General features: G+C 65.8%; 25 protein-coding genes. 20 read left to right on the top strand and 5 right to left on the bottom strand.

Annotation, left to right across the window (positions count from 1 at the left end; genetic code table 11):
* Positions 1-32 precede the first annotated feature (32 nt).
* The 12 genes from BLP88_RS12825 (at position 33) to BLP88_RS12770 (ending at position 9,556) form a co-directional block, all read left to right on the top strand.
* The gene (locus BLP88_RS12825) at positions 33-659 is read left to right on the top strand and encodes a TetR/AcrR family transcriptional regulator (protein WP_074589724.1); all 627 of its coding nucleotides are present in this window, start codon (positions 33-35) and stop codon (positions 657-659) included.
* Positions 660-917: 258 nt separating this feature from the next.
* Positions 918-1,316, top strand: coding sequence for a hypothetical protein (locus BLP88_RS12820; RefSeq protein WP_308807338.1), 399 nt, complete (start codon positions 918-920; stop codon positions 1,314-1,316).
* A gap of 224 nt (positions 1,317-1,540) precedes the next feature.
* Positions 1,541-1,768, top strand: coding sequence for a Flp family type IVb pilin (locus BLP88_RS12815; protein WP_074589720.1), 228 nt, complete (start codon positions 1,541-1,543; stop codon positions 1,766-1,768).
* 53 nt (positions 1,769-1,821) lie between these two features.
* Positions 1,822-2,049 (top strand): Flp family type IVb pilin, encoded by a 228-nt coding sequence (locus BLP88_RS12810; RefSeq protein WP_074589719.1) that lies wholly within the window; start codon positions 1,822-1,824, stop codon positions 2,047-2,049.
* Positions 2,050-2,169: 120 nt separating this feature from the next.
* Positions 2,170-2,544 carry a TadE/TadG family type IV pilus assembly protein gene (locus BLP88_RS12805; protein ID WP_074589796.1) on the top strand — a complete coding sequence of 125 codons (375 nt, stop codon included), beginning with the start codon at positions 2,170-2,172 and terminating at the stop codon, positions 2,542-2,544.
* Positions 2,532-3,563 (top strand): pilus assembly protein TadG-related protein, encoded by a 1,032-nt coding sequence (locus BLP88_RS12800; RefSeq protein WP_074589717.1) that lies wholly within the window; start codon positions 2,532-2,534, stop codon positions 3,561-3,563. Before BLP88_RS12805 ends, BLP88_RS12800 begins: the two co-directional genes overlap by 13 nt.
* A 33-nt stretch (positions 3,564-3,596) precedes the next feature.
* Positions 3,597-4,367: a Flp pilus assembly protein CpaB gene (gene cpaB, locus BLP88_RS12795; RefSeq protein ID WP_084111166.1), complete on the top strand. Its 771-nt coding sequence runs from the start codon at positions 3,597-3,599 to the stop codon at positions 4,365-4,367.
* Positions 4,364-5,557 carry a CpaE/TadZ family protein gene (locus BLP88_RS12790; protein ID WP_074589715.1) on the top strand — a complete coding sequence of 398 codons (1,194 nt, stop codon included), beginning with the start codon at positions 4,364-4,366 and terminating at the stop codon, positions 5,555-5,557. Before cpaB ends, BLP88_RS12790 begins: the two co-directional genes overlap by 4 nt.
* 132 nt (positions 5,558-5,689) lie before the next feature.
* Positions 5,690-7,153, top strand: a complete 1,464-nt coding sequence (locus tag BLP88_RS12785; RefSeq protein ID WP_074589793.1) for a TadA family conjugal transfer-associated ATPase — start codon at positions 5,690-5,692, stop codon at positions 7,151-7,153.
* Positions 7,154-7,159: 6 nt separating this feature from the next.
* Positions 7,160-8,089, top strand: coding sequence for a type II secretion system F family protein (locus BLP88_RS12780; RefSeq protein WP_074589714.1), 930 nt, complete (start codon positions 7,160-7,162; stop codon positions 8,087-8,089).
* Between the two features lie 9 nt (positions 8,090-8,098).
* Entirely contained in the window at positions 8,099-8,983 is an 885-nt protein-coding gene (locus BLP88_RS12775) for a type II secretion system F family protein (RefSeq protein ID WP_074589712.1), read from the top strand.
* Positions 8,984-9,106: 123 nt separating this feature from the next.
* Complete coding sequence (locus tag BLP88_RS12770) at positions 9,107-9,556, top strand: Hpt domain-containing protein (protein ID WP_084111163.1); 450 nt, start codon at positions 9,107-9,109, stop codon at positions 9,554-9,556.
* 6 nt (positions 9,557-9,562) lie between these two features.
* Here the strand turns inward: BLP88_RS12770 and BLP88_RS12765 are convergent, their stop codons facing one another.
* On the bottom strand, positions 9,563-10,354 hold the full coding sequence (locus BLP88_RS12765; protein ID WP_074589710.1) for a response regulator transcription factor: 792 nt from the start codon (positions 10,352-10,354) through the stop codon (positions 9,563-9,565).
* Positions 10,355-10,634: 280 nt separating this feature from the next.
* On the opposite strand from BLP88_RS12765, the gene BLP88_RS12760 reads away from it, so the two are divergent.
* Positions 10,635-12,332 carry a sensor histidine kinase gene (locus BLP88_RS12760; protein WP_074589708.1) on the top strand — a complete coding sequence of 566 codons (1,698 nt, stop codon included), beginning with the start codon at positions 10,635-10,637 and terminating at the stop codon, positions 12,330-12,332.
* 23 nt (positions 12,333-12,355) lie between these two features.
* On the opposite strand, the gene BLP88_RS12755 is transcribed toward BLP88_RS12760, so the two are convergent.
* Complete coding sequence (locus BLP88_RS12755; RefSeq protein WP_074589707.1) at positions 12,356-12,934, bottom strand: NUDIX hydrolase; 579 nt, start codon at positions 12,932-12,934, stop codon at positions 12,356-12,358.
* 121 nt (positions 12,935-13,055) lie between these two features.
* Between BLP88_RS12755 and BLP88_RS12750 the strand changes: the two genes are divergently transcribed.
* The 7 genes from BLP88_RS12750 (at position 13,056) to BLP88_RS12720 (ending at position 20,871) form a co-directional block, all read left to right on the top strand.
* A complete protein-coding gene (locus BLP88_RS12750; protein ID WP_074589705.1) occupies positions 13,056-13,526 on the top strand; it encodes a hypothetical protein in 471 nt (156 codons plus the stop codon).
* Entirely contained in the window at positions 13,523-15,679 is a 2,157-nt protein-coding gene (locus tag BLP88_RS12745; RefSeq protein WP_245679858.1) for a bifunctional polysaccharide deacetylase/glycosyltransferase family 2 protein, read from the top strand. Before BLP88_RS12750 ends, BLP88_RS12745 begins: the two co-directional genes overlap by 4 nt.
* 78 nt (positions 15,680-15,757) lie before the next feature.
* Positions 15,758-16,771 carry an isopenicillin N synthase family dioxygenase gene (locus tag BLP88_RS12740; RefSeq protein WP_074589703.1) on the top strand — a complete coding sequence of 338 codons (1,014 nt, stop codon included), beginning with the start codon at positions 15,758-15,760 and terminating at the stop codon, positions 16,769-16,771.
* A 119-nt stretch (positions 16,772-16,890) separates the two neighbouring features.
* On the top strand, positions 16,891-18,738 hold the full coding sequence (gene ggt, locus BLP88_RS12735; RefSeq protein WP_074589701.1) for a gamma-glutamyltransferase: 1,848 nt from the start codon (positions 16,891-16,893) through the stop codon (positions 18,736-18,738).
* Between the two features lie 148 nt (positions 18,739-18,886).
* Positions 18,887-19,534, top strand: a complete 648-nt coding sequence (locus BLP88_RS12730; RefSeq protein ID WP_084111180.1) for a D-sedoheptulose-7-phosphate isomerase — start codon at positions 18,887-18,889, stop codon at positions 19,532-19,534.
* 269 nt (positions 19,535-19,803) lie between these two features.
* Positions 19,804-20,343 (top strand): SRPBCC family protein, encoded by a 540-nt coding sequence (locus tag BLP88_RS12725; protein WP_074589700.1) that lies wholly within the window; start codon positions 19,804-19,806, stop codon positions 20,341-20,343.
* Positions 20,344-20,607: 264 nt separating this feature from the next.
* Positions 20,608-20,871 carry a hypothetical protein gene (locus tag BLP88_RS12720; RefSeq protein ID WP_139163384.1) on the top strand — a complete coding sequence of 88 codons (264 nt, stop codon included), beginning with the start codon at positions 20,608-20,610 and terminating at the stop codon, positions 20,869-20,871.
* Positions 20,872-20,958: 87 nt separating this feature from the next.
* On the opposite strand, the gene BLP88_RS12715 is transcribed toward BLP88_RS12720, so the two are convergent.
* The 3 genes from BLP88_RS12715 to BLP88_RS12705 form a co-directional block, all read right to left on the bottom strand.
* The gene (locus BLP88_RS12715) at positions 20,959-21,423 is read right to left on the bottom strand and encodes an SRPBCC family protein (protein ID WP_074589697.1); all 465 of its coding nucleotides are present in this window, start codon (positions 21,421-21,423) and stop codon (positions 20,959-20,961) included.
* 90 nt (positions 21,424-21,513) lie between these two features.
* Complete coding sequence (locus BLP88_RS12710; protein ID WP_074589695.1) at positions 21,514-22,122, bottom strand: cysteine hydrolase family protein; 609 nt, start codon at positions 22,120-22,122, stop codon at positions 21,514-21,516.
* Positions 22,123-22,193: 71 nt separating this feature from the next.
* Positions 22,194-23,150, bottom strand: coding sequence for a DNA topoisomerase IB (locus BLP88_RS12705; protein ID WP_074589693.1), 957 nt, complete (start codon positions 23,148-23,150; stop codon positions 22,194-22,196).
* Positions 23,151-23,155 lie beyond the last annotated feature (5 nt).

The following is a 23,155-nucleotide window of genomic DNA, read 5'->3' as shown; positions in this document are numbered from 1 at the left end:
CAACGGTTGTAGAAAAAAGATTCGGGGACTGCGTGCCGAAAATCGTCGATCATGACAGGCGCCGGGTGGAGCTGGTTGAGGCCACGTGGCGGATCATTGCCAGGCGGGGGATCGAGGGCGCCACGATGCGCGAGATCGCCACGGAAGCCGGCTTCGCCAACGGTGCGCTCAAACCCTATTTCCCCACCAAGGACGACCTCCTCTCCTTTGCCTTCGCCCACGTTTTCAACCAGACGAATGCACGGATCGGAACCGTGTCAGGCGGCCTGAAAGGCCTCGCCGCGCTGCGCAGCTTCTGCCATGAGATCCTTCCGCTCGACGCGGAGCGGCTGAACGAAGCCCGGATCGCAATCGCGTACTGGCAGCGCGCCCTGACCGATCCGGAGAAGGCAGCCCTCCACGACAGGTCCATGGAACAGTGGCGCCGGGAGCTCTTCGGCCGGTTGCGCGAAGCCCGGGACGCCGGCGAACTGAAGGGCGGCCTGGAGGACGACGACGTGGTTGGCGGAATCATGACGTTCGTGCTTGGCGCGCAGATCACGGCGACCCTCTCGCCGTCGCACCACTCCCCGGAGCAACTGCGTTCCCAGCTGGAGTCCTACATTTCGCTGCTGGCCGCTTCCGGTGCGCCGGGTGCTGTGGAGGGCCGGACCAAGTAGTGCGCTGCCCACGCGCGTACCGAATTGAGTACACGGTGCACTACTTGGATGAATTACACGCGGCAAAGTGGAGTACCTGCCACTCGTGACGGCTCTTCGGGCCAGCGGATTCAATGGAACGTAGCTGGTCTCAAATGCAGTACATGGTCTCTGGGGGGTCATCCGCATGTGTGGTTTCTGCAATCCTGTTGTCCTCGGCTCGCGCCGCGCGATTCCGTGCAGCGCAGTTCCGTGCCCGACGCTGACGGAGCGTGCGCGGTGAGCGCGGGAATGGAAACCGCCGCCATGTTCGCGGGGTCCCTGCCCGGCCTGCTCCTGGTTTCCTTGGGCCAGACGATGGTGGTTGCCTGCCTGTGTTTCGACATGGTCCGTGCGATGTCCGTACCCAGCTCGCACCGCCGCTACGTGGCCAGCACGGTCTTTCGGACCCTGGCCGTGCCCTCAATCTTCGTTATGGCCTTCAGCGTGCTGGTCGACGTGATCCTCGGCTCCTGGCTGGACCTGGTCCTTGCCGTCTTTGTGATGGTGGCCATCATCTTCCGCTTCCACCAGGACACGGACGAGGACAACTGGTGGAAAGGCAAGGGCAGGAAGCTGGCGGGCTGGGCGCGCCGGCAGCTGGCGCCGCTGGGTGGGGTTGCGCCGGCAATGGGCTGAACGGAACGGCAGGCGACGGCCCTGTGAAGCATCCGTGACCGGCTGGACGAAGAGCCTCCGGACCCGGGATTTCCCCCGGATTAACGCAGGAAAAGCGCAGTTTGGCGAGCATTCCCACAGGATGTTCCAAGGACCACGCAACGCGGTGTTGGGCGTTGCTATGTTGATTGCGAGCTGGTGCTGGGCCAGCCCACTTTCCCCCTAAACTCGCTCAGGAGTTAACAATGCTTTCTCTCATCTCCAACACCGCATCCCGCCTCCGCCGTGACGAGAACGGCGCCACCGCCGTCGAATACGGCATCATGGTTGCCCTCATTGCCGTCGTCATCATCGTCGCCGTTACCCTGCTGGGCGGAAACCTCAAGGAGACGTTCAACAGCACGGCATGTTCCGTCAAGGGCGGCACCTGGACCGCGTCCACGTCCACCGTCGCGGGCAGTTGCTCGAAGTAGTAGGTCCCTCCGCTCAGCGGAACGACCCGGCCTATCTCACTAAAGGAGCTGCAATGCTTTCCACCATCGTCAAGTCCGTCGCCCGCGCCCGGCGGGAAGAGACAGGCGCCACCGCCGTTGAATACGGCATCATGGTCGCCCTTATCGCCGTCGTGATCATCGTCGCTGTGACCTTGCTCGGCGGGAACCTCGTTGAGACGTTCAACAGCACTGCCTGCAGTGTCAAGGGCGGCGCCTGGACGGCGTCCACGTCCACCGTCGCCGGAAGCTGCTCGAAGTAAGCAGACATCCGGGTGGGTGGGGCCGGTTCCCCACCCACCCGCACCATCCCCATCAAGGCGCCCCCAAGCCGAAATTCTGTTCAAACGCAGGCAGCGATGCAGCACGAAAGGCAGTTCCCCATGACCAGGAACTCAGAGCGCGGCGCCGTAGCAGTCGAATTCGCACTGCTGGCACCCGTCCTGGTCCTCCTGCTTCTCGGAATCATGGAGTTTGGCAGGGCCTACAACGCACAGGTGTCCCTGACCAATGCTGCCCGCGAGGGCGTCCGGGTCATGGCAATCTCCAACGACCAGACTGCGGCCAGGACGGCGGCCAAGAACGCGGCCGTTTCCCTGAGCCCGCAGCTCGCGGATGCCAACTTCACCTTCAGCCAGGCGAGCTGTTCCTCCGGCGGCCAGATGTCGGTGACCATTAAGTACACCCTCAGCACCCTCACGGGGATCGCCGGCCCGTTCCCGATGCAAGGCGTAGGAGTCATGGTATGCGCCGGCTGATGCCCCGCGGTGAGGACGGCGAGCGCGGCGGAGTCGCAGTGCTGATCGCACTGTCGCTCGTAGTGCTCCTCGGGTTCGCAGCCCTCGCTGTTGATGCAGGGATGCTGTACTCCGAACGGGCGCAGGTGCAGAACGGAACCGATGCTGCAGCCCTTGCCGTCGCGCAGAAATGCGCAGCAAGTGTTGCCGACCCGAACTGCCTGGCCGCATCCCAAATGGCTGCAGACCTCGTCAACAAGAACGCAGTGGACGGCGCGAGCAATGTCAAGTCGGTCAACCTGGATCTGGTCAACCGCAAGGTGACCGTGACCGGTGGCTCCAAGCAGGCCAGCGCTTCCCAGGGCGGGGTTTCGCTCTTCTTTGCCAGGGTCCTCGGAATCTCTACGGCCGACGTCGAAACCACCTCGAAAGTCGAGTGGGGCAGCGCCTATGCCGGCAGGACCGCGTTTCCGCTTGCCTATTCAATCTGCCAAGTGCAGGGCTACATCGGGGGAGCACTGCAACTGCTGCAGGACCACGGAAGCGGCGCCAACCCCGGCTGCCTGTACGGTCCTTCGGGAGCGGCAGTGGCCGGGGGGTTCGGCTGGATCACCCAGGATCCCGGCGTCTGCGGCGGGACGATCGACCTCGCGGTCAGTGAAGGCGGTAGTGCGCCGGGCAACAGCTCGCCAGGAAACTGCGCCGCTACCCTGCAGAAGTGGGCCGACAATATTGCCGCAGGACGCGACGTCATCGTCCTGTTGCCGGTGTTCGACGCCGTGACAGGCACCGGAAGCGGCGCCATCTACCACCTCGTGTCCTTCGCGGCCTTCAAGGTGGCAGGGTGGAAGTTCAGCGGCAACAGCACCGCGCCGGATGCCTTCCGCAACTCAAGTCCCGATGTTCCCTCAACACTCTCCTGCACCGGAAACTGCCGTGGAATCATCGGCAGCTTCGTCAGGTACGTGTCCTTGGCCGACGGCTATTCGCTGGGCCCGGTGGACGCGTTCGGCGCCACCATAGTGCGCCTCACCAACTAGGTTTTCGTCCCAATGTTTGAACAGGAGTAGCAAGTGAAGTCCCGCTTGTTGGCCGGATCCGCAGCTGCGCTGCTCGCCGTCGTCGGAGTGATCCTCGTCTTCTCATACGCCCAGGCCGCCGATCAGCGTGCCGTCCAGAACCTCACGCCGGTGGACGTCCTGATCGTCAAGGCGGCGGTTCCCGCCGGTACGCCGGTCGAGGCCATGATGGCCTCGCTGGCCACACAGCAGCTGCCCGAATCAGCGGTTCCGAAGACGGCTTTGCACTCCCTGGGCGACGTAACCGGCAAAGTGGCCGCCGTGGATCTGGTCCCCGGCGAGACGCTGCTTGCTGAGCGCCTGGTCGCCCCGGACGAGCTCAAGACGCCCGGAAGCGTCGAGGTGCCGGCGGGTCTCCAGGAAGTCTCCTTCCAAGTGGAACCCCAGCGGGTTGTCGGCGGCCGGCTGGCCCCCGGCGACCACATCGGCGTGTTCATCTCCCAGGTCGCCGGAAAAGACGAAGACAAATCGGGAAAGACCAAGCTGGTCATCCATAAGGTCCTCGTGACGGCGATCCAGCGCGCGCCGCAGGCGGCGGCATCCGCACAGCCGACGCCGGCTCCGAGCCAGGGCGCGCCCGCGGCGGATCCGCAGGACACTACGCTTCCGAACGGATCCCTCCTCCTGACAGTGGCTGTCAGCGATGCCGACGCCGCGAAGATCGTGTTCGGCAACGAGTTCGCCAAGATCTGGCTGAGCAAGGAGCCGCTGAACGCAAAAGTCAGCGGACCCAGGATCATCGACGGGAACGAGGTCTTCAAATGAGCCGCTTCGTCCTGATCACTCCGGATGCCGAATTCGATCAGCGGCTTCGCCAGGCCGTGGCGGGCGGGCTGCCCGGAAGCGTGCAGACCTTCTTCACCAATGTCCTGCCGTCCGACCCCGCCGAGTTGTTCGGCGCACTCAACCAGGAGCAATTCGAAGTCCTGATCCTCGGACCCGAGGTCCCCGTGGAGGAGGCCCTGCGGCTGGCTACGGTCCTCGACGTCCGTGCACCCGAGCTAAGCGTCATCCTTGTCACCGAGCCGGAATCCGGATTCGTCCTGCAGGCCATGCGCTCAGGCATCCGCGACATCATGAGCCCCGCCGCGGACGTGGCCCAGATCCGCATCATGCTGGAGCGGGCGTGCCAGTCCTTCGCCAGCCGCCAGCGCACCGTGGAGCCGAAGCAGGCTCACGCGCCCAAGGGCATGGTGATCGGCGTCTTTTCCCCCAAGGGCGGGGTTGGCAAGACGACTATCGCCACGAACATCGCCGTGGGCCTGGGCAAGATCGCGCCGATGAGCGTGGTGATCGTGGACTTGGACCTACAGTTCGGCGACGTCGCCTCCGGACTGTACCTCAACCCGGAACACACTGTGACCGACGCCGTCACGCCCTCGGCAAGCCAGGATTCCCTGGTCCTCAAGGCGTTCCTCAGCGTTCATCCGGCAGGAATCTACGCCTTGTGCGCTCCCAAGGACCCCGTGGAGGCGGATGAAATCACGCCGGAACAGGTGAGCCGGCTGCTCGAACAGCTGGCGGAGGAGTTCCAATATGTGGTGGTGGACACCGCGCCGGGGCTGCCCGAAGTGGGCCTCGCCGCGCTTGAGCAGTGCACCGACGCCGTGTGGGTCACAGGCATGGACGTCCCAAGCGTTCGCGGCCTCCGCGCTGGCCTGGACATCCTCCGGAAGCTTGACCTGCTGCCCGAAACCCGCCACGTGGTGCTCAACATGGCCGATTCGAAGGCCGGCCTGTCCGTGCAGGACGTCGAAGCCAACGTCGGCGCTCCTGTGGATGTGAGCCTTCCCCGGTCAAAGGCTGTTGCGCTCTCGACCAACCGGGGCATTCCCGTACTCCAGGAGTCCATCAAGGATCCGGCGGTCAAAAGCCTCAATCAGCTCGTAGAACGCTTCAACCCGGCGTGGCGTGCCACCACGCAACGGCAACTGCACAGAAGGGTGGTGGTCTAGGTGAAACTCTCCCAGCGGCTGCGCGCCGTCGAGGACAAGGCAGATGGTCCCTTCGGTGCCTCCTCGGTAGCCGGGCGTGGCGCACACAACCGACCGGAATTCAATCATTCCGCGCAGGCTCCTGACTCCGGTATGCCGGGACAGCCCGTTCGTGGAGCGGTGGCGCCTGTCGCAGCTCCTTTTGCCGAGTCCGCACTGCAGGCCACGCCCTACTCGGCGGGGAAGGCTGCCGGTTCCGGAAAGACGCATGCATCCTTGAAGCTCGCCGAGCACGCCGATCAGGGCAAGGCCAAGGTCCAGCAGCCCGTGGACGCCTTCGCCGCGCTCAAGGCGCGGGCAGCAACAGCGTTGTTCGAGCGCCTGGGTGCCCGGTTCAACGACTCGGCGCTGAGCGAGCACGAGTTGCGGGCGACCGCCCGGGAAGAACTGATCCGTATCGTCGACGCCGAACAGGTTCCGCTGTCCGCTGAGGAGCGGAGCCGCCTGGTGGGGGACGTGGCGGACGACGTCCTTGGCTACGGGCCGCTCCAGCGGTTGCTGGACGACCCGGACATCACGGAAATCATGGTCAACAGGATGGACCAGATCTACGTCGAGCGAAAAGGCAGGCTGACCCTGACCGACTCCGGCTTCAGCTCAGAAGAGCATCTCCGGCGCGTGATCGAGCGGATTGTGTCCAAGGTGGGCCGCCGGATCGACGAATCGTCCCCGCTCGTTGACGCACGGCTCGAAGACGGATCCCGCGTCAACGCAGTGATCCCGCCACTCGCCGTCGGAGGTTCGTCCCTGACCATCCGGAAGTTCAGCAAGGTGCCGTTGACCGTCCGCAACCTGATCGACTTCGGCACGCTCACCCCCGAAATGGCCGAACTCCTCAATGCCTGTGTCAAAGCCAAGCTGAACATCATTGTGTCCGGCGGCACGGGCACGGGAAAGACCACCCTGCTCAACGTCCTGTCCTCCTTCATCCCCGATGACAACCGCATCGTCACCATCGAGGATGCCGTGGAACTGCAGATCCAGCAGCGGCACGTGGTGCGGCTCGAAAGCAGGCCCGCGAACACTGAAGGAAAGGGCGAGGTCACCATCAGGGAGCTCCTGAGGAACTCGCTGCGCATGCGCCCGGACAGGATCGTCGTCGGGGAGGTCCGCGGCGGAGAGTCCCTGGACATGCTGCAGGCCATGAACACCGGCCACGACGGCTCGCTGTCCACGGTCCACTCGAACTCGCCGCGTGACGCGGTGGCCCGCCTCGAAACGCTGGTCCTCATGGCGGGCATGGACTTGCCGCTGCGGGCGATCCGCGAGCAGATCGCGTCCGCCGTGAACCTCATCATCCAGATCTCGCGCCTGCGGGACGGAACGCGCCGGATCACCCACGTGACCGAAGTCCAGGGAATGGAGGGGGACGTCGTCACCCTCCAGGACGCCTTCGTTTTCGACTACTCGGCGGGCGTGGACTCGCACGGGACGTTCCTTGGCAGGCCGGTGTCCACCGGCATCCGCCCGCGGTTCATCGACCGCTTCAATGACCTGGGCATCCACGTTTCCCCCGAGGTCTTCGCCGCACCCGTGGCGACTGCGGCGAGGGTGTGACCGGCCATGATCCTCCTGACAGGCACGGCCTTCATGCTTTCCGCCATCGTGCTGTTCGGGGTCGCCGTGATCCTGCCCAAGAGTCCCGGGGTTCCCCTGGACCGCAGGCGGCCCTACCAGCCGGCCGACTCCTCGCTGACGAGGTTTGCCGGCTCGGCGTCCGGCGCCGTCCATGGGTTCCTCACGCGGCGCAATGTCCGCTTGTTCAACCGGGAAGAACTCGAGAACGCCGGGCTGCGGACGAGCCAGGCGGAATTCTTCATCCTCGTGATCGCTGGTGCATTCGTCAGTGCACTAATCGGGGTGATTGCCGGCGGGCTCTTGCTCGGCATCCTGTTCTTCATCCTGGCGCCCTTCGTGGCGAAGTTCGTCCTGAGGTTCCGGACCGGCAAGCGGCGCGCGAAGTTCGATGAGCAGCTCGGAGACACGCTGCAACTGCTCTCGGGCGGCCTGCGCGCCGGGCACAGCATCCTCCGTGCGATTGACGCCGCGGCCACCGAATCGGTCAGCCCGACCGCCGAGGAAATGCGCCGCATCATCACCGAAACCAGCCTGGGCCGGGAGCTCCAGGTATCGCTCAACGACACCGCGGAGCGGATGCGCAGCGAGGACTTCGTGTGGATCGCCCAGGCCATCCAGATCAACCGCGAGGTGGGCGGCAACCTGGCAGAAGTCCTGGACCAGGTCAACGAGACCATCCGGGAACGTAGTGAAATCAAGGGCCACATCAAGTCCCTGGCGGCGGAGGGAAAGTTCTCCGGATACATCCTGATGGCCCTTCCTTTCGGCATCACCACCATGCTCATGGTGGTGAATCCCGGCTACATGAACGTGATGTTCACCCATCCGCTCGGCTGGGCCATGATCGCGGCGTCGGCCGTCCTCATGACCATCGGCGGTCTCTGGATGCGCAAGATCATCGACCTGAAGTTCTGAGGTGAAGGCGTGAATTCCCTGTTGATTTTGGCTTTGTTGCTGGTGCCGTTGCCGATCGCCTACCTCGCGTGGTCGTTCCTTTCGGTGGACCGCAGGACCCAGCGCTCCGTCCGGGAACTCCTGGCACGCGGGGCCGGTCCGGCCGAGACGGGTCCGCAGTTGCGCAGCAGCTCCCTCGAAAACCTCGGTTACCGGCTCACTCCCGGCAGCTACGTCCAGAAGCTGGACCGCTTGCTCTCCCTGGCGGGCCGGCCTCAGTCCCTTCCGCTGGGGCGCGTCCTCACAGCCAAGCCCGCACTCGGATTATGCGGCGCGCTGCTGGGATTTTGGATCAGTGCGAATAGCGACAGCGGGATCCTGAAGCTGGTGGGCATATTTGTGGTGCTGCTGGGCTATTTCATTCCGGACCTGATGCTTTACAGCAAGGGGCAGGAGCGGCAAAAGACCATGCAATTGGAACTTGCCAACACCATGGACCAGATGCTGATTTCGGTCGAGGCGGGCCTCGGCTTCGAAGGTGCCATGGCGCGTGCCGGCGAAAACGGGAAAGGCCCCCTGGCGGAGGAACTGGTGCGTACACTCCAGGACATGCAGGTCGGCCGGAGCCGGCGTGAGTCCTATCTGGCCCTGGCCGAACGTTCCAACGTCCCGGAGCTCCGCAGCTTCGTGCAGGCCGTGATCCAGGCTGACACGTACGGGATCGCCATTAGCAGGGTGCTGCGGGTGCAGGCGAAGGTCATGAGGGTGAAACGGCGCCAGCGGGCCGAAGAGAAGGCGATGAAGCTTCCGGTGACGATTCTGTTTCCCTTGCTGTTCTTCATTTTCCCCGTGTTGTTCATCGCCATCCTGGGGCCGGCGGTCATCAACACGATCATGACCTTCAGCGGCGGTTGAGCCGGACAATCCAATACTGGAATTATTTGACCCGTAAAAGTCACCTAAACCCGTAAGTCTTAAGATTCCCTCAGGAAATCCCCAAGAACCGCTTTTTCGGAATTCAGAAAGTAGCATTGAGCTATGTCCAGTCCAGGTACAAGCGAAGCCGACGGCGTTGGACCCGAACGCACGGGTTCCGCCGACGATTCGAACTGGCTGCCCGCGACCGGGTCCGGGCAGCCGTTATTGGACCTGGCGGTGTTCCAGCTCCTGGAAGACCAGCTGGACAATCCGCTCATTGCCCGCAGCTTCGCCAGCGATTTCGCGAAACTCTGGACCCTTCGCTACGAAGTCCTTGCCGGCGCCGTGGAACGCGGCGACATCGCCGGGGCCCTCGAAGCAATTCTCAGCCTCAAAACCTCTTCAATAATGGTCGGAGGAATGCGGCTTGCGGGGCTTGCAGGCGAATTCGAGGAACATATCCGCAAAGGCGGCGTGCGTGATGCCCGCTCGCTGCTCGCCGCCGTTGCCGAATGCGGCCATGCCACGGTTCTCGAGCTTCAGGGCAGTTACGTTCTCCGGAATGAATAGTCAGGATTAGTCGGCCCGCTTGGGCGCGAGCCGGTATCCGATGCCCCGGACGGTCAGCAGAAAACGCGGCGATTGCGGGTCCTCGGAAAGCTTCCGGCGCAGGTTGCCGATATGGGTTTCGACGGCCCTCTCGTCCGCTTCACTGATGTAGGCGTCATCGTCGTAGTAATCCCCGCGGGCCGCCCGGACCAGGTCAGTCTTCGTCCGCACTTCCCCTTTCCCTCGGAGAAGGTCGTATAGCAGGTCGAATTCGCTCCTGGTCAAATTCAGCGCGGAACCTTGAAGCGAAACTGTCCTGGTCTTGTAGTTCAGCGCCAGCCCGTTATGCCTGATGACGGCATCGTCCGGGCGGGCCTCGTCACTACCGGCACGGCCGCCGTCGTGCAGTCCGCCGGGCGCCCGGCCGGCAAATGCCGGCGCGTCCGCGGCCCGCGGGCGCCGCATCATCGCGGTGACCCGGGCCCGAAGTTCCCGGGGAAGGAACGGCTTCCTGACATAGTCGTCGGCGCCGGTGAGGAACGCCGTCAGGGTTTCCGTTTCATCCTGCCTCGCCGTCAGCATCAGCACGTATGCATCGCTGAACTGCCGGATCCGGCGCAGGACCTCGTGGCCGTCCATGTCCGGAAGCCCAATGTCCAGCGTGACAATTGCCGCCTGTTGATGCCTTACGACTTCCACGCCTTCGCGCCCGGTAGCGGCGGAATGGACCACAAAACCGGCTTCCTTGAGGATGGCGTCAACCAAATTCCGGACGTCTTCATCATCCTCGATGACTACAGCTACCCCAGGCTCGCTCATTTGTACCCTCGAGTCGGTGATCACCGCCGCACAGCCCAGCGCAATGCGGGAGTGTCTCCGATTAGCAACGATACAAGCATCCACGTTATTTGGCACCTAATATGTGGAATATGTGCCGCCTTGAAGGTCCACGCCCGCCGCTGATGGCCGCATTTTCCGGCCGTCCAAGCGCCCCCGATTGCGCTCCCTTGCCCCCGGAGCCCTTGCTACCGGAATCGCCGTTGCTAGAATCGGCCGAAGCAGCAATTTCCACAGCGCCTCGCCAACGAAAGGTCATGCCTTGAGCGAGCAGGCTATTCTCCGCACGGCCTCGCGTTTCTTCAGGAAACTCCGGCCGCGGGCACGGCTTGCCGTGTGTGAATTGCCGCTGACGATCATTGTGGCCGGCATCGTGATTGCGGCGCCCACCGTTTGGCCCGGATTGCTTCAGAATCCGTTGTTTGCCACCGGTGTTGTGCTGCACGGATTATTGTTCCTGAGCTGCCTCCTCGTTCCATGGGAGCGCCTGGATCCGCGGGCGAGCCTGGTTATTCCCATTCTGGATTTGCTGGCCCTTTGCTTTACCCGCAACGGCGCGTTCAACGTAGTCCCGGGCCTCACGGTGCTTTCCGTTTTTCCCGTGATATGGCTGGCGGCCTCGGGGATGCTTGCCAAGACGAGCCTCATTCTGGGGTTCGCGGGGCCTTTCCTCATTGCCCTTCCCGTGCTCCTCGCCCACCTGCCCAACCCCACGGCGTCGGACATTTCCTCGGTGGTCCTGTTGCCGCTCATGATGTTCGCGGTGGCGCTTTCGATCCGGCTGGCAGGTTCTTATGCGCGCCTCCAGGAGCGGCGGGTGAAACACCGCGACAGTGCCCTGCGGCAATTGCTTTCCGCCAGCAGGGACCGTGAGGCGCTGCTGCAGACCATCCTGGACACCATCGACGTCGGCATTGTCGCGGTTGATTCCAAAGGCGAAACCGTGCTGGTGAACAACCAGCAAAAGGCGTTCCTGGGGCTGACGGCATCCACTGCCGGCCCGCCGCAGGCGGCAACGGAAAGCCGGCTGGTTTTCGGCCAGGACCGCCACACACCGCTGCCGCCTGAAAAGGACCCTGTGCTGCGGGCTGTCCGCGGGGAGACCTTCTCCGACTATTTGCTGTGGTTCGGTGAGGGCACGGAGCAACGGGCCATCTCGACTGCCGCACGCGGGATGCCGAACGATGCCGACGGCGGCTTCGGCGGGGCCGTGGTCTTCTTCCGGGACCTGACCGACGTGGTCAACGCCCTGGCAGCCAAGGACGAACTCGTGGCCAACGTCTCCCATGAATTCGGGAGCCCCCTGACCGCGATCCTCGGCAACCTCGATATCGTGATGCGTGGCGCCCCCGAACTCGACGCCGGGTCGAGGCGGGGACTGGAAGTCGCCGAACGCAACGCGGAGAGGCTCCGCGTCCTTGTCCAGGACCTCCTCTCCTCCGCGGCATCCGTGGAGAGCGTGCAATTGCGGCGGACGGACCTGGCTGGCCTGGTTGAAAACAGCCTGGGGTCGGCACGTGCCCAGGCGGATGCGGCCAACGTCGGACTCGTGGCCGACGTGCCGGCGCCCCTGTGGGCGGACGCGGATCCGCTCCGGCTTGGACAGGCCCTGGACAACCTCGTGTCCAACGCCATCAAGTACTCGCCGGACGGCGGGCTCGTGAGCGTCAGGGCAAGCCGGGACGACGGCTGGGTCAGGCTGGAAGTGCAGGACACCGGCATGGGAATGACGAAGGAGGAGAGCGCCAGGATTTTCACCCGGTTCTTCCGGACCCGTGCCGCCCGTCAGGCAGCGATCCCGGGCGCCGGCCTGGGGCTGTCCATCACGAAGTCCATCGTGGAACGCCACGGGGGCAGCATCACCTGTGACAGCAGTCCCGGGAAGGGAAGCACCTTCACCGTGGCCCTGCCTGCCGGGTTGTCCGGTGAACAGGACCCGCTCCCGCCGGTTCTCACGTAGCTCCCCCTTTCCCGGCTTCTGCTTTATCCGGCTTCCGCTGGCCCGGGTGGCCGACTGCCCAGGCGCGTCAACAGCGCGTCGAGCACAGGCACCTGCCCGCGCACCAGCAAGGCCCGGGCCTCGGCTTCGGCGGTCCAGGCGGCACGGTCGATCTCGGGGAACTGCTGGATTCTGCCGGAGCCCTTCGGCCACTCCAGGGGAAAGGTGTTGCTCCTGATCTCTTCCGGGGTGAAGTCCGATTCCGCAGCGAAAACCGTGATGACTTTGCCGGAGGGCTGCTTGAAGTCGCCGAGACGGAAATAGTCGGCGGGTGGAGGGGGCGAGCCCATTTCCTCGGCAAACTCACGTTGGGCAGCCAGCCATGGCTCCTCACCGGGGGAGTACTCACCCTTGGGAACGGACCAGGCGCGGGCCTCCTTGTTGGCCCAGAACGGACCGCCCATGTGGGCGATCCACACCTCCAGGTCGGCCCGCGGCCCGGGTGCGGAGCCTGCAAGAGGACTGGCTGGAGAACCAGCAGGAGGGCCCGCCGGAGAATCAGCCGGGGACCCCGTTGCCGGGCCCCGCCGGTACAGCAGGATGCCTGCGCTCAGGACCACCATCTGCGCTCCATTCCCCTAGGCTGTCCGGGCCGTCCAGCCTTGCACTTGGCGCCCCTTCCGCACAAGCCTGCCGTGCACTTCTTTAGGCGGCCGGGCACCGATCGGCTAAAATTGATGCCCGATGCCAGATCTTGATGAAAACCCCGTTCGTGTCCAGTCCCCGATTTCCCGGGGGCCTGTCTTCGTGGACGCCTCGGGGCGGCGCCTCCGCCGTGTCAAACTGGCAGGTCTCGCGGCCGCCGCACTGGTGGCCGGATACCTCGTCCTCCTCCTGGTCGCCTTCATCGGCGGGTCCAACGTGGCCGCGCCGTACCTGCCCATTCCGGTCCCGGCCGCCGGTGACCGTCCCGCGCCGCCCGCCAACGGCGCCGGCAACGGTGGCCCCGCGGAATCCATGGAAACACCGGGTACCCCGCCCGCCGTCGAACCACCACCCGCCGGGACCGAGGCCGTGCCGGTCGCCGAGCCCGCCGGTTCCGCGGCCCCTGAACCGACTGCCGCGGTGCCTGCAGATGCTGCGGCCACGCACCCGGCCAAGAACGACGAGGCCCCGGGCCAGGCCAAGCGGCGAGCCACCCCGACGCACCCGTGAGCGGCCGCCGTCCGGGTCCGCCCCGCGAGCAAGCCGGCGTCAGGGCGCACTGGTTCATCCTCGTGGCGGTCCTGTGCTCGATAGCCGCCGCACTGATCGTCCAGGGGTACATGCACCACCTCGCCGGGATCAGCGACGACTCGGCGCCGGCGGCCGGGACATCCACCACGGTCCCGAAGACCGTCACCGAAGGCGGCCCCGTCGTCGACTCCCGCGGGGACTCCGTACACTCGGTGCACCCGCCGGAGCGCACCCTCGCGCTGACCTTCGACGACGGACCCGACCCCGTGTGGACGCCCCGGATCCTGGACGTCCTGCGGAAACATCACGTCCACGCCACCTTCTTCGTGGTCGGTTCCGCAGCGATCGACAACCCGGACCTCGTACGCCGGATCGTGGCCGAGGGCCATGAAATCGGTGTCCACACACTCACCCACGCCGACCTCGGCAACGCCCCGCAATGGCGCCGGCAGCTCGAAGTCCAGGGGGCCCAGAAGGTGATCACCGGCATCACCGGACAGTCGGCCTCCCTGCTGCGCCCGCCCTATAGTTCCGGGAACGCAGCGGTGAACGACGCCACGTGGTCCGCGATGCAGGACCTGGCTGACGAGGGATACCTGAGCGTGTTCAGCACCCTCGACAGCAAGGACTGGCAGCGGCCCGGCGCCGCTGCGATCGAGCAGAAGCTCGCGGCGCCCGGCCGGCAAGGCCAGGTCGTGCTCATGCACGACGGCGGCGGCGACCGCGCGGACACCGTCGCCGCGCTGGACTCAAGCCTTTCGCGGTGGGCTGCCGAAGGTTACAAGGTCACCACCGTGGGCGCCGCCGTCGGCATCGACAGCATGCGGCAGGCCTCCGTTGCCGAACAGATCAGCGGCACGGCCCTCGGGTGGGGAATCCGCCTCAGCGATTTCGTTGTCACGGCCATCTCCTGGGCGCTGGTCGTGGCCGGCGTCGTGACGCTCGCCCGTGCCGTCCTCGTCATCGGGTTCGCGGCGCGCCACAGCCGCATCGCCCGCCGCCTCAGTGCCCGCGGGCGCGGCCGGCGCCGCGTCGACGTCGCAGTCCGTCCCGAGGTCACCGACCCGGTGACCGTGATCGTCCCCGCCTACAACGAAGCCGCCGGAATCGAAGCCGCCGTGCGCTCCATCGCCGCGTCGACCCACCAGGTGGAGATCATCGTGGTCGATGACGGGTCCACGGACGGCACCGCGGACCTCGTGGAGGCGCTTGCCCTTCCCCGGGTCACGGTCATCCGCAAGGAGAACGGCGGCAAGCCCTCAGCGCTGAACGCAGGGCTCCAGGCCGCCAGCCACCAGCTCGTGGTGATGGTCGACGGCGACACGGTGTTCGAGCCCGGCACGGTCCGCGCCCTCATCCAGCCCTTCGGCGACCCGGCAGTGGGCGCAGTCTCGGGCAACACCAAGGTGGTGAACCGCGGCGGCATCCTTGGCGCCTGGCAACACATCGAGTACGTGGTCGGCTTCAACCTGGACCGCCGCCTGTTCGACCTCGCCGAATGCATGCCGACCGTGCCGGGCGCGATCGGTGCCTTCCGCCGCGACGCCCTGCTCGGCGTCGGCGGAGTGAGCGAGGATACGCTCGCCGAGGACACCGACCTGACCATGTCGCTGTGCCGGGACGGATGGAGGGTCGTCTACCAGGACGACGCGCGCGCCTGGACCGAGGCCCCGGCGTCGCTGGGCGCGCTGTGGCGGCAGCGCTACCGCTGGTGCTACGGCACGCTGCAGGCGATGTGGAAGCACCGCCGCGCGGTAGTGCAGGGCGGTGCCGCCGGCAAGCTGGGCCGCCGCGGACTGGGCTACCTGCTGGTCCTGCAGGTGCTGCTGCCATTGTTCGCCCCCGTCGTTGACGTTTTTGCCCTCTACGGCCTGTTCTTCCTTGATCCGCTGCGGATCGCCGCACTTTGGCTGGGCTTCCTGCTGGTGCAGTTCCTGATGGCGGCCTACGCTTTCCGGCTGGACAAAGAGCCGTTGCGCACGCTCTGGGCCCTTCCGCTGCAGCAGTTCGTCTACCGGCAACTGATGTATGTGGTGGTCATCCACTCCCTGGTGACGGCGGTGGCCGGACTGCATCTGCGGTGGCACCGGATGGAGAGGTACGGCAGCCTGAGCGTCCCGTCCGAACGCTAGGCACCACCACGGCCGGTACGTAACATGGGAGCCATTACAAGCTGACGCTTGCCAAACCGGTCGAAAAGGAATATCGCGGTGGCTCTTGAGACTTTGCCCGTGCTCGATTTTTCCCGCCTGCATGCTGGCCCGGAAGAGGCCGCCCGTTTCCGGGACGAACTCCGGGACGCCATGCACGAGGTCGGGTTCCTGTACCTGTCCGGCCACGGCATTCCGCAGGAGCTCACCGACGCCATGCTTGATGTTTCGCGCCGCTTCTTCGCGCTGCCGGAGGAGCAGAAGCTCGCCCTCGAAAACGTCAACAGCCCGCAGTTCCGCGGCTACACAAGGATGGGCGGGGAACTGACGGCGGGCGCGGTGGACTGGCGCGAGCAGATCGATATCGGCGTGGAGCGTGATCCCGTCCCCCCCGGCCCAGGAGTCGCCGACTATTGGCGGCTCGAGGGGCCCAACCTGTGGCCGGAAGCGCTGCCCGAAATGCAGGGCATCGTGGCCGAATGGATGGACCGGCTGAGCGCGGTGTCGCTGGAGCTGCTCAGGGCCTTGGCCCTTTCCCTGGGCGCTCCGGAGGACACCTTCGATGCAGCATTTGCCGCCCGCGCCTTTCCCATACAGAAGATCGTCCGGTACCCGGGGGAGTCCGATCCGGACCCGAAGCAGGGGGTGGGTTCGCACCGCGACGGCGGCGTGCTGACCCTGCTGCTGGTGGAGCCCGGCAAGGGGGGCCTGCAGGTCGAACACGACGGCGGCTGGATCGACGCACCGCAGGTTCCGGGCAGCTTTGTGGTGAACATCGGCGAAATGCTTGAGCTCGCCACCAACGGCTACCTCAAGGCAACCCTGCACCGGGTCATTTCGCCGCTGCGCGGCACGGACCGGATCTCCCTGCCGTTCTTCTACAACCCGGCCCTGGACGCCCGCATGCCGCAGCTGGCCGTCAGCCCCGAATTCCAGGCGAAGGCGCGTGGCCTGTCCGTCGACCCGACCAACAGCCCCATTCTGGAAACCTACGGCGACAACGCGCTGCGGTACCGGCTCCGGGCGCACCCGAACGTGGTGGCCGCCCAGCACGCCGACCTGCTGAAAGACTGACGCCCGGCCTGAAGGGCAGGTGCCGCGGCGCCTGCCGGGAAACCGCGCGCCATTGAGTCCGTCCCTGTGCACGGGTATGGTGGGCGCACCTTCACCAGCACCGGACCCAGGGAGCGACCATGCCTGAAATGAGACGTCGACTGGCTGCCATTACGGCGGTTCTGGCCTTGAGCGTTACGAGCGGAGCGGCGTTGAGCCCCGCGTCTGCGGACCCGCGGAGCACCGACAAAGCGGCCACCGCCACCGGTTACGGGGGAGCCGTGAGCACCGTGGACCCGGAGGCCTCGGCGGCGGCGATCGAGGTGCTCCGCAAGGGCGGCAACGCGGCCGATGCCGCCGTCGCCGCTGCCGCCACCCTCGGAGTCACCGAACCGTACAGCGCCGGCATTGGGGGCGGCGGCTACTTCGTCTACTACGACGCGCAAAGCGGCGAGGTAGGCACCATCGACGGCCGCGAGACCGCTCCGGCGGCGATGCCGCACGACGCCTTCATCGACCCCGCCACGGTTACCCCGCAGAATCCCGCGGGCAGCCCCTACCGTTTCACCCCGGAACTGGTCACCAGCGGCGTGTCCGTCGGCGTGCCAGGTACCCCGGCCACGTGGGAGCGGGCCCTCGAGCGGTGGGGAACGCTCGGCCTGGGTGAGGCGCTGAAGCCGGCCATCAAGGTGGCCACCCGCGGTTTCGTGGTGGACCGGACCTTCCGCCAGCAGACCCTCGACAACAAGCTGCGCTTCGAGGCCTTCACCTCCACCAGCAAGCTTTTCCTCCCCGGTGGTGACGCCCCCGCCGTCGGGAGCATCTTCCGGAACCATGAGCTCGCCGCCACCTACCGCCTGCTCGCCGAGCGGGGCACGGACGCCTTCTACGGCGGCGCCCTCGCCGCGGAGATCGCCGACGCCGTCCAGTCCCCGCCCAAGACCGCCACGACCGGCCTGCCCGTCCCGGCCGGCCACCTCACTGCGGCGGACCTCGCCGCCTACCGTGTCCTGGACCAGGCACCCAGCCACGTGACCTACCGCGGCCTGGACGTCTACGGCATGGCGCCCTCGAGCAGCGGCGGCACCACGGTCGGGGAAGCCCTGAACATCCTCGGCACCTTCGACATGGCGGGAATGCCCACCGCCAACGCCCTCCACCACTACCTCGAGGCGAGTGCCCTTGCCTTCGCCGACCGTGGCAAGTACGTGGGAGACCCGGCCTTCGTCGATGTCCCGACGGCGGCCCTCACCGATGAGCTGTTCGGCAAGGAGCGCGCCTGCGAGGTCGATCCGCTGCATGCCGCCACCAAGCCGGTCGCCCCCGGTGACGTGACGGCGTACGACGGCGCGTGCCCGGCCGCCGCTGCGGCCCCCGCGGAGGAGCGCGACACCGAGAACATCTCGACCACCAACCTGACGGTTGCCGACAAGTGGGGCAACGTGGCCGAGTACACCCTCACCATTGAGCAGACCGGCGGTTCCGGCATCGTGGTGCCCGGCCGCGGCTTCCTGCTCAACAACGAACTGACGGACTTCTCCACCGTGTACAACGCCGGGGACCCGAACCGGATCGACCCGGGCAAGCGGCCGCGTTCGTCGATGTCGCCCACCATCATCCTGAAGGAAGGCAAACCCTTCCTGGCGCTTGGTTCGCCCGGCGGCTCCACGATCATCACCACGGTGCTGCAGGCCATCCTGAACCGGGTGGACCGTGGCATGAGCACCCCGCAGGCGATCGCCGCGCCCCGGGCCGCGCAGCGGAATACGCCCAACGTGACCGCGGAGCCCGAGTTCATTACGGCCTACGGCAATCAGTTGGCGCCATTCGGGCACACCCTGGTGCCCTCGGGTGACGCGTTCACCTCCGCGGCGGAAATCGGCGCTGCCACTGCCATCGAGTTCCTGCCCGGCGGTGCTTTGCTCGCCGCCGCGGAACCGTCGCGGCGGGGCGGCGGCTCGGCCATGGTAGTGACGGCGTCTCCATAGGGACACGGCGCCGCGGGAAGATACTAAGCAAACTTACTATAAGGTCTTGTGTTCGTCCGATTGCTCTGCTTCGCTGGAAGTGTGTCCGGTAAGGGCGCAACCGGTGCGCCCGTGGCGGAATCTGGCGGGCAATCGGAAGAAGGGCATCATGAAGGTCGTCATTGACCGCGGGCGGGACCCGGAGCCCGCGGTCGAGGAACTTCCGCAGGAAGCGGTGGATGTCGTGCTGGCCCATCTCGGCCAGGTGGGGCCGGCAGTGGCGGCGCTGCGTCGCGAATCCTCCAGGCTGGCCGAATGGGGCGAGGAGCTTGCACGCCGGCTGGTGACGGGGAAGAAGGTGCTCGCCGCGGGCAACGGGGGAGATGCGGCCGAGGCCCAGCATTTCACCGCCGAACTCGTCGGCCGCCATGTAAAGGACCGGCAGGCCTTTCCGGCCATTGCCCTGCCTGCCGACGCTTCCGCGGTGACGGCGATCGGCAACGATTACGGCTACGACGAGGTATTTGCGCGCCAGGTCAGTGGACACATCCGCAACGGTGACGTGCTCCTCGTCCTGTCCGCTGACGGACGCAGTCCCAACCTCCTGGCCGCCGTGGAAGCGGCGCACAAGGCGGGAGCGACGGTCTGGGCGCTGACCGGCGCTTCCCCGAACCCGCTTGCCGGCTCGGCGGACGAGGCGATCTGCATCAATGCCGATCCCTCCCACGCACAGGAGGCCCACCTCATCGCCATCCATGCGCTGTGCGGTTGTTTCGATGCCGCGGTGGAGCGGTTCCGGAAGGAAGGGCGGATATGAGGATCGCGGCGGACAGGGCGCAATGAGATACCCCCGCAACTATTTTCCGGTCAAGCGTTGCTTCTATAAGCGCCTGCACCCGGGCGGGGGCCCGCCGCCTGTGGTTTCGCCGCCGCGCCCTTCGCCGGGCCCGCTTCCCGCGGTGCACGCACCTCAGCCAAAAAAAGCTAAGCATACTTAGCAAAATGTCTTGATGTTCACTGGCGGCCTCGATAGCGTGAAAAACGTAGCACCACACCCCATCGAATCCACCATGTGAGGAGACCGTGATGGCTACTGTCGATCAGACCATCGAAGTTGACGTTCCCGTATCCACGGCATACAACCAGTGGACGCAGTTCGAAACCTTTCCCGAATTCATGAGCGGGGTTGACGCCGTCAGGCAATTGGACGATACAACCCTGCATTTCTCTACCAGCACGGCGGGCGTGCACCGCGAGTACGACGCGAGGATCCTGGACCAGGTCCCTGACACCGTGATCAGCTGGGAAAGCACCGATGGCCCACGGAACGCGGGCGTGGTCCGCTTCGAACCCCTGGGCCCCGAGCGGTCAAAGGTCAGCGTCAGCATCGAGTGGACACCCGAAGGGCTTGCCGAGAAGGCCGGCACCGCAGTGGGAGCGGACGAACTCCAAGTCGGGGCGGACCTGAAGAAGTTCAAGAAGTTCATCGAAGACCGCCGCTACGAAACCGGGGCTTGGCGGTCCACAGTGGTTTCCGGGCAGGTCGAAGACCCGCCCCTGGGTTCCGGTGGCGGAATCGGCTTGGATGAGGAGCCCCCGCCTCCGACCGGCGGAAGGGACTTCTAAGCCCTGACCGCCCCTGTTTGCCGGACAGTGCCCCGTCTCTGACACGACGGGGTACTGTCGGCAAGCCTGATCGTGCTCAGTGAACGTTGACGTGGTGAACGTTGACGTGCCGTTCGCTGGCGTCGACGCCGTCGCTCACCTTGTGCCGGCGTCACCTGCTTCCGGGCGGAAAAGTTCCCGGAGGAACGGAAATTGCCGCGGTGTTGGGGTGGGCCGGGGGCGGCCCCGGCGTCCGCGGCCCGAGGAGGAAGAACAATGAAGCGCATGAGCTCATCCCCAGTCCATGACGGAATCCAGAATCCGGAGCAGCCGGTGCCGAGGGACACGGATGAAGAGCAAGCGAAGGCCCGTGAGGAGCAGCCGGCGGCCGGCGAGCCCGGAGAGGCCCCGCCGCGGACCTTGGGCGGGGAACCCACCGGCGAGCCCGGGACGGCCGGTTCAAAGGATCCCAGCGGGCCCGCCGAAGAAGCCGACGACGCGAGCGCGGACGAACGCAGCCTCACCACTAAGTTGAGTCCGAGCGACTAGCGGCCAACGGTGGCCCGCACTGCAACACGGAGCCCTGCCTCATGGAGGCAGGGCTCCGTGTTGCAGTGCGGGCGCACGTTCTACCTGTCAGTCGACATGGCCTTCGGTAATGCTGCCGCGCCAGCCTCCGGTCTCTGTTTCCCTGTGCTCGATGAACTCCTTGAACTTCTGGAGGTCCCTTTTCACCAGGCGGTCGTCCAACCGTGTGCCGGCACCCAACCGTTCGGCAGGCGTCTCCGGTTGCCAGTCCAGGTCAACCGTGATTTCCGTTTCGGTTGCGCTTGAGGCCCGGAACGTGACTTCTCCCTTGCTGCGCGGCGCATCCACGCTTTCCCAGGCGATCCGTTCGTCCGGCACCTGTGTGGTGATCCTGGCGTCGAATTCGCGGCGTACTCCGGCGATTCCGGTGGTGAAATGGACCAAGGCCTCGTCGACCTGGCGGACCGATTCGATGCCGCTCATGAAGCGGGGAAACTCTTCGAACTGCGTCCATTGGTTGTAGGCCTGTGCCAGCGGAACGTTGACGCGGACTGATTCGTGAACGGTGGCCATGACAGATCCCTCCCGTGATCCCGGTCAGACCCTAGGCTTGTCCGAGGGCCAGTGGCCTCATTTCCACGCTAGAACCATCCCGGGACCGGTTCAAGGGGAATCTGGAAGCACAATGCCATCCATCCGAGCATTGGACGGGTGGACGGGATCGCTGGCGAGAAACGCCATGACTTCCTCGTGCGCAAGCATTTTCTGCCGGTATTCGCGTGCCAGGAGTTCTTGCGTGAATGCCTGTAACGCGGGTTCGTTCCCGGCGATGGCGTCTACCGCGTGCACCACCCTGAAGTTGTGCGCGAACGCATCCGCGGCGGTTTGGGCGATGCAGTTATGGGCCGACACGCCAGCCAGCACCAAGGTCTGGACCTGCCAGTTATGCAGGCGCCACAGGAGGTCCGTACCCATGAAGCCGCTGTCCCGCGTCTTGGTGAGTTGGGGCAGTCCGGACGTGTGCAGGCCGGGGACGAAATCCGCCTGGTCACTGCCCCGGTAGATGAACCCCTGCTGGTCGTCGAGCATGTTGAGGGTCCAGGTGGAGCGGTCCCGTTCGTGCTCCGTCTTGACCAGCAGCACAGGGAGCCCATGGGCAGTGGATGCGGTGATCAAGGCGTTGCAGGCGGCAACGGTCCGCTCGCGGTGCGGGGCCAGCGCCGGGTCTTCGAAATAGGCGTTCTGCATGTCGATGATCAACACTGCGATCATCTTGCGCCTCCTTTCTGTCTCCGGTCCGGGAAGCCTACCGCCCGCGGGCCGTCCCGGCGAGATCGGCATCATCATCCGGCATCGCCGGCGAGGAACCGAGCTATGGCCGCTTCGGCCACCCTGACCCGGCGCAGGCTCCCGTCCAGGTAGGCGTCCACCACCCGGGGGTCAACGTAGGCGTCCCGGGCCACGGCCACTGTATTGCCCAGCAATGCGGCAGTTTCCTCGAAGGCTTTCGCCAAAGCCTTGCGCTCCGGAACGTCGGCCGGGGTGCGTGCCAGGGTCTGGGCGGCCGTCAGGGTTCCCTTCCACGTCCGCAGATCCTTCGCCGTGAAATCTTCTCCTGCGGCGCGGCGGATGTAGTCGTTGAGCATGCCGGGATCCACGGCAATCCACCTGTCATCTTCCTCGAAAGCAAGGAGGGGCGCATCGGCCGCCCGGCAGGCCAAGGGGGCCAGGAACGCGGCGAGGGGCCGGTCCTGGAGCGTGCATTCCCAGAGCTGGCCGCTTTTGCCGGGGAAGTTCAGGTGCAGTGACTCGCCTTGGACGGTGACGTGGCGGCAGCGAAGCGTGGTCAGGCCGTAGGAGCCGTTTTGTTTCCGGTAGTTCTCATCGCCAACCCGCAGGGCTCCCAGGTCGATGAGCCGAACGGCGGCAGCGAGTGCCCTGGTCCTGGGGGAGCGTGATTCGCGCAGGTGCCGGGCAGCGGTCCTGCGGAGCCGCGGCATGGCCTGCCCCAGGAGGGCGGCACGCGTGAACTTTTCCACGTCACGCTTTTCCCGCCACAAAGGATGGTAGAGGTACTGGAGGCGGCCGGCGTCGTCGAGACCCGTGGCTTGGATGTGGCCGTTGGCGAAAGGGCAGATCCACACTTGGCGCCAGGCCGGCGGTATGACAAGGGCCCGGATCCGCTCAAGGTCGGCGTCGGACACCGGTGAGCCCCCTGCGTCCCTGTAGCTGAATCCGCGGCCGGCCCGCCGCCGTCGGATGCCCGGGAGCGAGGGGTCGCTGCGCCTAAGCCGCGACATGGCTG

It is taken from the genome of Arthrobacter cupressi (genome assembly GCF_900099975.1).
Classification (GTDB): domain Bacteria; phylum Actinomycetota; class Actinomycetes; order Actinomycetales; family Micrococcaceae; genus Arthrobacter; species Arthrobacter cupressi.
The sequence above is the reverse complement of the archived record's forward strand: the minus strand, read 5'-3'. Positions and strand labels throughout refer to the sequence as shown.

What these genes read in the sequence shown, in the direction of transcription:
- BLP88_RS12815 (WP_074589720.1), top strand. Translation starts at nt 1,541, where the DNA reads ATGCTTTCTCTCATCTCCAACACCGCATCCCGCCTCCGCCGTGACGAG.
- BLP88_RS12810 (WP_074589719.1), top strand. Translation starts at nt 1,822, where the DNA reads ATGCTTTCCACCATCGTCAAGTCCGTCGCCCGCGCCCGGCGGGAAGAG.
- BLP88_RS12805 (WP_074589796.1), top strand. Translation starts at nt 2,170, where the DNA reads ATGACCAGGAACTCAGAGCGCGGCGCCGTAGCAGTCGAATTCGCACTG.
- BLP88_RS12800 (WP_074589717.1), top strand. Translation starts at nt 2,532, where the DNA reads ATGCGCCGGCTGATGCCCCGCGGTGAGGACGGCGAGCGCGGCGGAGTC.
- BLP88_RS12790 (WP_074589715.1), top strand. Translation starts at nt 4,364, where the DNA reads ATGAGCCGCTTCGTCCTGATCACTCCGGATGCCGAATTCGATCAGCGG.
- BLP88_RS12785 (WP_074589793.1), top strand. Translation starts at nt 5,690, where the DNA reads ATGCCGGGACAGCCCGTTCGTGGAGCGGTGGCGCCTGTCGCAGCTCCT.
- BLP88_RS12780 (WP_074589714.1), top strand. Translation starts at nt 7,160, where the DNA reads ATGATCCTCCTGACAGGCACGGCCTTCATGCTTTCCGCCATCGTGCTG.
- BLP88_RS12770 (WP_084111163.1), top strand. Translation starts at nt 9,107, where the DNA reads ATGTCCAGTCCAGGTACAAGCGAAGCCGACGGCGTTGGACCCGAACGC.
- BLP88_RS12765 (WP_074589710.1), bottom strand. Translation starts at nt 10,354, where the DNA reads ATGAGCGAGCCTGGGGTAGCTGTAGTCATCGAGGATGATGAAGACGTC.
- BLP88_RS12755 (WP_074589707.1), bottom strand. Translation starts at nt 12,934, where the DNA reads ATGGTGGTCCTGAGCGCAGGCATCCTGCTGTACCGGCGGGGCCCGGCA.
- BLP88_RS12750 (WP_074589705.1), top strand. Translation starts at nt 13,056, where the DNA reads ATGCCAGATCTTGATGAAAACCCCGTTCGTGTCCAGTCCCCGATTTCC.
- ggt (WP_074589701.1), top strand. Translation starts at nt 16,891, where the DNA reads ATGCCTGAAATGAGACGTCGACTGGCTGCCATTACGGCGGTTCTGGCC.
- BLP88_RS12730 (WP_084111180.1), top strand. Translation starts at nt 18,887, where the DNA reads ATGAAGGTCGTCATTGACCGCGGGCGGGACCCGGAGCCCGCGGTCGAG.
- BLP88_RS12725 (WP_074589700.1), top strand. Translation starts at nt 19,804, where the DNA reads ATGGCTACTGTCGATCAGACCATCGAAGTTGACGTTCCCGTATCCACG.
- BLP88_RS12720 (WP_139163384.1), top strand. Translation starts at nt 20,608, where the DNA reads ATGAGCTCATCCCCAGTCCATGACGGAATCCAGAATCCGGAGCAGCCG.
- BLP88_RS12715 (WP_074589697.1), bottom strand. Translation starts at nt 21,423, where the DNA reads ATGGCCACCGTTCACGAATCAGTCCGCGTCAACGTTCCGCTGGCACAG.
- BLP88_RS12710 (WP_074589695.1), bottom strand. Translation starts at nt 22,122, where the DNA reads ATGATCGCAGTGTTGATCATCGACATGCAGAACGCCTATTTCGAAGAC.
- BLP88_RS12705 (WP_074589693.1), bottom strand. Translation starts at nt 23,150, where the DNA reads ATGTCGCGGCTTAGGCGCAGCGACCCCTCGCTCCCGGGCATCCGACGG.